The following is a 9,379-nucleotide window of genomic DNA, read 5'->3' on the forward strand; positions in this document are numbered from 1 at the left end:
TGGCCCAGATCGTCGCGCTCGTGCAGGAGGCGCAGAATTCCAAGGCTCCCGGCCAGCGCCTGGCCGACCGGGCGGCGATCTCCTGGGAGGCGGCGTCCTCGGCAGTGTCGTCCTTCGAGGTGTCGTCCACGGCAGCGTCGTCGTCGACAGCGTCGTCCTCGGCAGCGTCGTCTTCGGGAGGGAGCTGCGCGGGCATCCCGCTACCGGGAGAGGTTCACGCCGTGCACACCGTTGTGGTAGCGCAGGGACGGGAAGACTACGGACACGGAGAAGCCGACACCCGGGACGGTGCCCGCCGTGAAGGTGCCGCCGAAGAGCTCTGCGCGCTCACGCATCTGGGTGATGCCCGCACCGGACACGCTCTCGCTGAGCGCGTGCAGGTCGTCGTCGATCGTGTACCGGGTGCGCGCGGCGACCTCGTCGGGGTCGGAGCTCACCCTGCGGGCGGCCGCGCGGATGCCGTCGTCGTCGACGAGGAGCTGCAGGCCGTCCCTGGTCCAGGTGAAAGAGACGTTCGCCGCCGTGCCGCGGCCGCCGTGCGTGAGGGCGTTGGCGAGTGCGCCCTGCAGGATCCGGAAGATCGCGAGTTCGGCGCCCGGCTTGAGCGGGAAACGGTCGCCGGACTCGGCGAAGCTCACCTCGAGGCCGGCGTCGCGCATCACGCGGAACAGGTTCCGCGCGGACTGCAGGCCCGGCTGGGGCGTGTCGACGGTTTCGCCCTCGCGCACGATCGTGAGCACCCTGCGCATGTCCGCGAGGGCGACCCTGCCGTCCTCGACGAGGGCCGTCGCGACCCGGACCGCGCTCGCCGGGTCGTTCTCCGCCGTGTACCGCGCACCCTCTGCCTGCGTGATCAGCCGGGCGACGTTCAGCACCGCACCGTCCTGAAGCTCTCGGATGATGCCGAGGCGGCCGTTCTGTTCGGCGAGGGACAGTTCGAGGTCGATACGCATCCGTTCGGCCGCCGTGCGGTCGAAGATGATGCGGCGAAGGCGCAGAGCCGTGAGGAGCCACAACAGCAGCAGCAGGACGACGGCGACTGCGGCGAGCACGCCGGCTGCGAGAGGCCAGAACTCCACGGTGTCGCCTTTCCAGAACTTCCGGACGAAAAGAGAAAACAGAATGAAATAGAAATAGAAAAGGCCACCCGGGGTGGAGCCCTGAGTGGCCTTTCGCTCCCCGACTTGGACTCGAACCAAGAACCGTCGCATTAACAGTGCGATGCTCTGCCAATTGAGCTATCGAGGAAAAGCTGGAACAGCGTTTCCGCTTGAACAGCGTTATTACTTTACCAAGAATCGGCCGTTCGCCAAATCGGGGCCGGGAAGCGGTCTCCTCCCAGCGCTTCGGCACCGGCCCGGCACGGGCTCAGTACCCGCGCTGCGGGTCGACGACGCCGACGAAACGGCCATCGCCGAGGAAGGCCAGCACGTTGAGCCGGATCCGTTCGGCGAGCAGCGGAGCGGTCATCTCGGGCGTGTCCGCCGAGTGCGGCGTGATCAGGCAGCGCGGCTCCGTCCAGAGCGGATGCCCGTCGGGTAACGGTTCCGGTTCCGTGACGTCGAGTGCTGCGCCGGCGATGCTCCCTGCGGCGAGGGCCGCGACGAGGGCATCGGTGTCGATGAGCGGACCGCGGCCCACGTTGACGAGGTTGGCGTTGCGGTTCATCAGCGCGAGCTCGGGGGCGCCGATCAGATGCCGGGTGTCCTTGGTGAGCGCTGCCGCGACGACGACGACGTCGGCGTCAGGGAGGACCTCGTGCAGGGCGCTCGTCTGCACCGTGCGCGCCGCGCCGGCCACGGGCTGTGCGGACCGGCGCACAACGGTCACCGTCGTCCCGAACGGTTCGAGCAGCCGGATGAGTTCGAGGGCGATGCCGCCTGCGCCGATGATCACGACATGGCGACCGTAGAGGGAGCGCCCCTCCGGCAGGGTGCTCCAGCTCAGGGCCCTGGCACGCTTGGGCAGCACGCGCAGGAGCGCGAGGGTGAGCGTGAAGGCGTGCTCGGCGACGGGCTGGGCGTATGCGCCCTTGGCGCTCGTCCAGAGCAGTCCGGGCCGGTCCTGCTCGGCCAGGAGGTCGCTGAACGCGTCGACTCCCGCCCAGGGCAGCTGGACCCAGCCGATGCCCGGGTTGTCGTCGAGAGCGGCGCGGAGCTCGTCCGCACGCCCGTAGGAGAGCCAGATCAATCCTCGGGTGGCATCCGAGAGCGGTCCGAGGACTCCCCCGGCCGCCTGCACCGCCCACGTGGCGGTGTCTGCGGGGTGCGGGAGGATCGCGATCGGCCCGCTCGGCGGCCGCTGCCCGAGCGGAACGGCCGTGACCGTGCCGGCCAGGACGGCCTCATGCTGGGCGTGCTCAGGTATCGCTGTCATGCTGTCCGTCCTGGGTGAGTGCCGAAGCAAGCTCGGCGACGTAGGGATGCCACGGGTCGGCGAAGACCTCGTCGATCGTGCCGAGGCCCACGAGCACGCCCTGGTGCAGCACGGCGATCCGGTCGGTCACGCGCCGGAGAACGGCGAGGTCTGAGCTGATCACGACGGCCGTGAACGCGCGTTCGCGCTGCAGTTCGCCGATCAGGTCGACGACGGCGTCACGGACGGTGACGTCGACGCCCGCGAGCGGTTCGTCCGCGATCAGGAGGGTGGGGCCGAGCACGAGCGAGCGGGCAAGCGCGACGCGTTGCCGCTGGCCGCTGCTGAGCTCGTACGGGTATTTCGTGAGCACGGTGAGCGGCAGGCGCACGGCATCCACCATGGTCGCCACGAGCGCCCTGAGGGCACCGGCCTGGTACCGGGCGTCGCGCTCGAGCACGGGCTCCGCAACGAGCTCGCTGACGGTGAGTGTTGCCGGAAGCGTCTGGCCGGCGTCCTGGGCGAGCATCCCGACCTCGAGGGTCAACCGGGCGAGCTTGCGGCGGCTGATGCCCCGCAACCGCAGGCCGAGCACGGTCGCCTCGCCGCCGGTGATCAGCGGTCGTACGTCCGTGCCGGCCGATCCCCCGCTCCCGGAGAGCACCCTGGCGAGGGTGCTCTTGCCTGAGCCGCTTTCGCCGAGCACACCGAGCACCTCACCGGGATTGACCCGGAGGGTGATCCCGCGCAGGGCGGCGAAGGAGTCGCTCGCACCGTGGGCCGGATACGAGACGGAGAGGTCGTCCATCGCGATGGGAAAGGTCCATGCCGCGCCGCGAGTCATGGTTCCTATCCTGCCGTACGCAGCTCCCGCAGCTTCTCACGGCGTCCGGCCTGTTCCACCGGGTCCGGAACGGGCAGCGAGGCGAGCAGGCGCTGCGTGTACGGATCTTTCGGGGCGCCGAGCACCTCTGCGCTCGTGCCCTCCTCGACGAGCTTGCCGTGGTAGAGCACCGCAATGCGGTCGGCGAGGATATCCACGACGGCGAGGTCATGGCTGATGAAGAGTGCCGCGAAACCGAATTCCCGCTGGAGCTCTGCGAAGAGCTCGAGGACGCGGGCCTGCACCGAGACGTCGAGCGCCGAGGTGGGCTCGTCGGCGATCAGCAGGCTGGGCTCGAGCGCGAGTGCCCTCGCGAGGCTCGCGCGCTGGCGCTGGCCGCCGCTCAGCTCGTGCGGGTACCGGTCGCCGTAACTGCGCGGGAGCTGGACGGCCTCGAGCAGTTCGTCGACCCTGGCCCGTGCCTCAGCAGGGTTCTTCGCCCTGCCGTGCACGATGAGCGGCTCCGCGACGCAGTCGGCGATGGTCAGCAGCGGGTTGAAGCTCGATGCCGGGTCCTGGAAGACGAAGCCGATGTCGCTGCGGAACTTCTTGAAGGCGCGTTCTTTGAACCCGTTCATCTGGTGGCCGTGCACGGTCAGGGAACCGTCCGTCACCCGGGTGAGGCCGGCGATGGCGCGGCCGATGGTGGTCTTGCCGCTTCCGCTCTCGCCGACGAGGCCGAGGACCTCGCCAGGGCGGATGCTGAAGCTCACGCCGTCGACGGCGGTGAAGCCGCCGCGGCCCATCCGCCCCGGATACTCGATGCGCAGGTCCTTCGCGACGACGACGGGCGTCTCGGCGGTCCAGCCGGGCGTCCGCGCCGCCGCGCGGTCTGCGGCGTGCACGACGCCCTGGCCGAGGTGCGGAACGGCGGCGAGCAGCTTCTTCGTGTAGTCGTTCTGCGGGGAGGCGAACAGGGTGCGCGCATCCGCTTCTTCGACGACCTTGCCCTGGTACATCACCGCGACCCGGTCCGCGAGGTCGGCGACGACGCCCATGTTGTGGGTGATGAGGACGATCGCTGTGCCGAAATCGTCGCGGCAACGGCGCAGCAGGTCGAGGATCTCGGCCTGCACGGTGACGTCGAGCGCCGTGGTCGGCTCGTCCGCGACGATGAGTCCGGGGTCGAGCACGAGGGCCATCGCGATGACGACGCGCTGCTTCTGGCCGCCGGAGAACTGGTGCGGGAAGTAGTTGACCCGGATCTCAGGGTCGGGGATGCCGACCCTGCCGAGGATCTCGACGGCCTTCTTCTTCGCCTCGGCGCGGCTGAACTGGCCGTGGGCGCGGATGCCCTCCATGATCTGCCAGCCGACGGTGTAGACGGGGTTGAGCGCGGTGGACGGTTCCTGGAACACCATCGAGACGTCGGTGCCGCGGAGCTGGCGGAGTTTCTGCTTGCCGACGGAGATCACGTTGTTCGTGCTCGAGCCGTCCTTGCTGCTGAGGAACACGGCTCCCGATGACGTCGCGGTCTCCGGAAGCAGGCCGAGGATCGTCTTGGCCGTCACGGTCTTGCCGCTTCCGCTTTCGCCGACGATCGCGAGCACCTCGCCGGGCGCGACCCGGAGGCTGACGCCGGCGACGGCGTGCACGGCGCCGGCGTCGGTCGCGAAGGTCACAGTGAGGTCAGTGATGCTGAGCACGTCGGAGCTTCGCGCGGTGCTGGACACGGCTCCGGCGGACTCGGGGGTGGTGGCGGATGCCGCGGTCATGACCGGTCCTCGAATCCTTCGTCGGTGAAGCTGTCTATGTCGGCGTCGATGCCGTCGGCGCCGCCCTCGAGGCCGTCGAGGCCGCCAGGGCCGCCCGTGAGCGTACCGCCGGGGACGACGGACGTCGCCGCGACGACGGAAACAACCTTGCCGACCGAGCGGCGACCGCGGAGGCGCGGGTCGGCGAGGTCGTTGAGGCTCTCGCCGACGAGGGTGATGCCGAGCACGACGAGCACGATCGCGAGACCGGGGAACAGCGAGGTCCACCAGATGCCGCTCGTGACGTCGGAGAGGGCCTTGTTCAGGTCGTAGCCCCACTCTGCTGCGGCGCTCGGCTCGATGCCGAAGCCGAGGAAGCCGAGCCCGGCGAGGGTGAGGATCGCCTCGGAGGAGTTGAGCGTGAAGATGAGCGGCAGGGTGCGAGTGGCGTTGCGCAGCACGTGCCGGAACATGATCCGGCCGTTGCTCGCGCCGAGGACCCTGGCGGACTCCACGTAGGCCTCCGCCTTGATCCGGACGGTCTCCGCGCGGATCACCCGGAAGTACTGCGGGATGAACACGACGGTGATGGAGATGGCCGCCGCGACCACTCCGCCGACGAGGTCGGACTTGCCGCCGGAGATCACGATCGACATCACGATCGCGAGCAGCAGGGACGGGAACGCGTAGACCGCGTCGCAGACGACGACGAGGATGCGGTCGAGCCAACCGCCGAAGTAGCCGGAGACGAGGCCGAGGAACACGCCGGCGAAGATGGAGAGCAGTACCGCGACGACGATCACGAACAGGGCGGTCTGGGCACCCCAGAGGACGCGGGACAGCACGTCGTAGCCGCCGACGGTGGTCCCGAGGATGTGAGCGCCACCCGGGGCCACCTGGGCGCCGAAGGGGCCGTTCGCGTCACGCAACTGGCTGTAGCCGTACGGCGAAATCACGGGGGCGAAGATGGCGGTGAGCACGAACAGGCCGGTGATGACGAGGCCGGTGACGAGCATTCCCCGCTGCAGGCCCATGCTCTGCTTCACCTGGTGCACGACGGGGAGCCGGTTCCAGAGTGCGGCGAGGCCGCCGCGGCGGACGGGGGCACTGGTGGTGTCTGGCGTGTGGCTCATGGTCAGTACCTCACCCTCGGGTCGATGATCGCGGCGATGATGTCCACGATGAAATTGGACAGCGCCACGATCACGGCGAGCAGGGCGACGATGCCCTGCACGGCGACGAAGTCACGTGCCTTGAGGAATTCGGAGAGCATGAAGCCGAGGCCCTTCCATTCGAAGGTCGTCTCGGTCAGCACGGCACCGCCGAGGAGCAGGGCGATCTGCAGGCCGATCACGGTGATGATCGGGATCAGGGCCGGCCGGTACGCGTGCTTGGAGACCAGCCGGAACTCGCTCACCCCCCGCGACCGGGCGGCATCCACGTAATCGGTGCCGAGGGTGCCGATGACGTTGGTGCGTACGAGACGGAGGAAGACACCGGCGGTGAGGAGGCCCAGGGCGATCGCCGGGAGCACGGCGTGCGCGAGCACATCCATGAGCACCGCGGGGTTGCCGGTCATGATCGCGTCGATCGTGTAGATCCCGGTCTTGCTGGGCAGGAACTGCATCTGCAGCTCCGAGCCGGTCGTCGCCCGTCCCGCGACGGGCAGGACCTTGAGCCAGACCGAGAAGATCAGCTTGAGAAGCAGGCCGGAGAAGAAGACCGGGGTGGCGTAGCAGAGGATCGCGAAGATCCGGAGGGAGGCGTCCTGGCCCTTGTCGCGGAAGTACGCGGCCACCATGCCGAGCGGGATGCCGACGATGAATGCGACAAGGAGCGCGTAGAACGCGAGCTCAGCCGTGGCGACGCCATAGGTGAGGAGGACGTCGACGACGGGCTTGTTCGTGCTGATCGTCGTGCCGAAGTTGCCGGTGAAGATCTGGCCGAGGTACTCGAAGTACTGGACCAGGATCGGCCGGTCGTAGCCGGCGGCGTGGATGCGTTCGGCGAGCTGGTCGGCGGTGAGGCGGCCACCGAGGGCGGCCGTGATCGGGTCGCCGGTCGCGCGCATCAGCCAGAAGACCATGGAGACGAGTATGAAGATCGTCGGGAAGATGAGCAGGAAGCGGACCGCGATGTAACGACCGATGCCCCCGCCGGGGGAGGTTCGTTTGCGCCGGATTCCCTGGGGGGCGGTCGGGCGCGCTGCCACTGTTGTCATCACTGCCTATCGATCGAGAATTGAAAGGGGGCACCCAGCGCTCTGGCTGAATGCCCCCCGGTTACAACTGGTGAAACAGGCCGGACTTAGCCCTTCTTCAGCGCCGCGTAGCGGAACTTGAAGGATGCGTCGAGCGTGTCGGTGGTTCCGGTGACCGTGGTCCCGGTGACGGCGACCTGGGCGCCCTGGAGGAGGGGCAGGGTCGACAGCTGGGCTGCGACCTTGTCCTGGATCTCCTCGATGAGCTTGGTACGGGCGTCCTTGTCGGTCGTGACGGCCTGCTGCTTGATCAGGTCGTTGACGACAGAGTCGCTGTAGTGGTTTCCGACGAAGTTACCATCGGCGAAGAACGGCGTCAGGTAGTTGTCCGCGTCCGAGTAGTCCGGGAACCAGCCGAGCTGGTAAGCGGGGTATGCGTCCTTCACGCGCTCCTTGGAGTACGTGACGTACTCGGTCGAAGCCAAGTTGACCGTGAAGAGGCCGGAGGCGTCGAGCTGGTCCTTGACGAGCGCGTATTCATCGCTCGAGCCGGGGCCGTAGTGGTCGGTGTTGTACTGCAGGTTGAGGGCGACAGGGCTCGTGATGCCGGCGGCTTCGAGCGTTGCCTTGGCCTTCGCCTTGTCGGGTCCTCCGTTGCCGTCGCCGTAGAGGCCCTTGAGGGACTCGGTGGCACCGGTCATGCCGGCCGGAACGTAGGAGTAGAGCGGCGTGTACGTGCCCTTGTAGACCTGCTTGGCGATTTCGGCACGGTCGACGAGGTCGGCGACGGCCTGGCGCACGGCGAGCGACTTGGCCGGGTCGGCCTCGGGCGTCTTGGCGCCGAACGGCTGGGTGTCGAAGTTGAAGACGATGTAGCGGATCTCTCCGCCGGGTCCGTCGACGACCTTGACCTTGTCGTTGCCGCGCAGGTCATCGATGTCCGTCGACGACAGGCTGCGGAAGGCGACGTCGATATTGCCTTCCTGCACATCGAGCTTGAGGTTCGACGCGTCGGCGTAGTACTTCACGTTGACGACATCCGACTTCGCCGCGCCGAGGTTGCCCTTGTAATCCTTGTTGGCCTTGTACCCGATGAGGTTGTTGAAGTCGTAGCTCGTGATGACGTACTGGCCTGCGAAGGCGTTCGCCTTCACGATGTCGGCATCGGGCGTGATCGCGGTCGCCGAGAAGGTCTCCTCGTCGACGATCACGCCGGCAGGGCTCGACAGGATCTGCGGGAAGACCTGGTCGTTCGCGGCCTTCAGGGTGAAGACGACGGTGGTGTCGTCCGGAGCCGCGACGCTCGCGAGGTTGTACAGCAGGGTCGACGGGCCGTTGGCGTCCGCGATCGACAGCTGGCGGTCGAAGCTGAACTTCACGTCTGAGGACGTGAGCTTGTGACCGTTCGCGAAGACGAGGTCGGGCTTGAGCGTGACCGTGTACTCGGTGGGGGTCGTGAACTCGGCCTTGGTCGCGATGTCCGGCGTCACATCGGCGGTGCCGTATGCGCTGTTCATCAGGAACGGGAAGACCTGGTTCATCACGGCGAACGAGCCGTTGTCGTACGAGCCGGCCGGGTCGAGCGTCGTGACCTTGTCGGTCGTGCCGATCAGGAGGGTGCCTCCGGCGCTTGCGGTGGTGCCGCCTGCCGAGCAGCCGGCGAGGACGAGCGCGGAAGCGGCGACGAGCGCCAGTCCCCCGATCAGCCTGGTGCGCCTGGTGGGTGAAAATGCCATGTGCGTGAGCCTCTTTCTCTCGAAATGCGGCAGAGGCGGCATGCGAGGGAGCCGCACCTCTGCATTGCTGTACCGAAAGGAATATCACGAAAAACGCAGTTTGCCCGAATTCTCGCCAGAATATTTACCCAGCTGCAACACGCGAGGTGTGCTCAGTTACTCATCCCTCAGGTTGCGCCGCTCGAGTTCGACCCGCATGAGTTCACGCTGCAGCGCCGTGTACGGCACACGGTCGGTGGGGTCAGCACGCTGCAGCCGGCCGAGCAGCTCGGCTTTCTGGCGGAGGAAGTCCCGGTCGATGAGCGCGACGGTCACGTCGCGCACGTAGCGTTCGACTTCGCGTTCGGTGCGTTCGGGAAGCGGCGCCATCGCCAGGTCGGTGACCAGGTTCTGCAGGGAAACCGGTACGTCCGCGACAACGCGCTCGATCCAGTCCGGCGCCGAATTCCCGGCAGAGCCGGCGGAACGCGGTGTTGGTGATGCCGGCCATCGGTGCGAGGACGACGGGCAC

The 9,379-nt window shown here is 67.8% G+C and carries 7 protein-coding genes, 1 tRNA gene and 2 pseudogenes; all 10 read right to left on the reverse strand.

Features of this window, described 5'->3' with window-relative positions:
• Positions 1-196 (reverse strand): annotated as a pseudogene (locus QN345_RS11955) (hypothetical protein); the annotation flags it as partial.
• 4 nt (positions 197-200) lie between these two features.
• On the reverse strand, positions 201-1,079 hold the full coding sequence (locus QN345_RS11960; RefSeq protein ID WP_323508681.1) for a sensor histidine kinase: 879 nt from the start codon (positions 1,077-1,079) through the stop codon (positions 201-203).
• A gap of 96 nt (positions 1,080-1,175) precedes the next feature.
• Positions 1,176-1,248, reverse strand: a tRNA-Asn gene (locus QN345_RS11965).
• 120 nt (positions 1,249-1,368) lie between these two features.
• Positions 1,369-2,376: a D-isomer specific 2-hydroxyacid dehydrogenase family protein gene (locus QN345_RS11970; RefSeq protein ID WP_134446030.1), complete on the reverse strand. Its 1,008-nt coding sequence runs from the start codon at positions 2,374-2,376 to the stop codon at positions 1,369-1,371.
• Entirely contained in the window at positions 2,360-3,199 is an 840-nt protein-coding gene (locus QN345_RS11975; RefSeq protein WP_134558459.1) for an ATP-binding cassette domain-containing protein, read from the reverse strand. Before QN345_RS11975 ends, QN345_RS11970 begins: the two co-directional genes overlap by 17 nt.
• Positions 3,200-3,204: 5 nt before the next feature.
• Positions 3,205-4,953 (reverse strand): ABC transporter ATP-binding protein, encoded by a 1,749-nt coding sequence (locus QN345_RS11980; RefSeq protein ID WP_134446032.1) that lies wholly within the window; start codon positions 4,951-4,953, stop codon positions 3,205-3,207.
• Entirely contained in the window at positions 4,950-6,065 is a 1,116-nt protein-coding gene (locus QN345_RS11985; RefSeq protein ID WP_134558461.1) for an ABC transporter permease, read from the reverse strand. The genes QN345_RS11980 and QN345_RS11985 overlap by 4 nt, the downstream gene beginning before the upstream one ends.
• A 2-nt stretch (positions 6,066-6,067) precedes the next feature.
• The gene (locus QN345_RS11990) at positions 6,068-7,153 is read right to left on the reverse strand and encodes an ABC transporter permease (RefSeq protein WP_134446034.1); all 1,086 of its coding nucleotides are present in this window, start codon (positions 7,151-7,153) and stop codon (positions 6,068-6,070) included.
• Positions 7,154-7,239: 86 nt separating this feature from the next.
• Positions 7,240-8,868, reverse strand: coding sequence for an ABC transporter substrate-binding protein (locus QN345_RS11995; protein ID WP_134558462.1), 1,629 nt, complete (start codon positions 8,866-8,868; stop codon positions 7,240-7,242).
• Between the two features lie 430 nt (positions 8,869-9,298).
• A pseudogene (locus tag QN345_RS12000) lies at positions 9,299-9,379 on the reverse strand (tRNA-dihydrouridine synthase); the annotation flags it as partial.

This window comes from Cryobacterium sp. 10I1 (assembly GCF_035019805.1).
Taxonomy (GTDB): domain Bacteria; phylum Actinomycetota; class Actinomycetes; order Actinomycetales; family Microbacteriaceae; genus Cryobacterium; species Cryobacterium glucosi.

What these genes read in the sequence shown, in the direction of transcription:
- QN345_RS11970 (WP_134446030.1), bottom strand. Translation starts at nt 2,376, where the DNA reads ATGACAGCGATACCTGAGCACGCCCAGCATGAGGCCGTCCTGGCCGGC.
- QN345_RS11975 (WP_134558459.1), bottom strand. Translation starts at nt 3,199, where the DNA reads ATGACTCGCGGCGCGGCATGGACCTTTCCCATCGCGATGGACGACCTC.
- QN345_RS11980 (WP_134446032.1), bottom strand. Translation starts at nt 4,953, where the DNA reads ATGACCGCGGCATCCGCCACCACCCCCGAGTCCGCCGGAGCCGTGTCC.
- QN345_RS11985 (WP_134558461.1), bottom strand. Translation starts at nt 6,065, where the DNA reads ATGAGCCACACGCCAGACACCACCAGTGCCCCCGTCCGCCGCGGCGGC.
- QN345_RS11990 (WP_134446034.1), bottom strand. Translation starts at nt 7,153, where the DNA reads ATGACAACAGTGGCAGCGCGCCCGACCGCCCCCCAGGGAATCCGGCGC.
- QN345_RS11995 (WP_134558462.1), bottom strand. Translation starts at nt 8,868, where the DNA reads ATGGCATTTTCACCCACCAGGCGCACCAGGCTGATCGGGGGACTGGCG.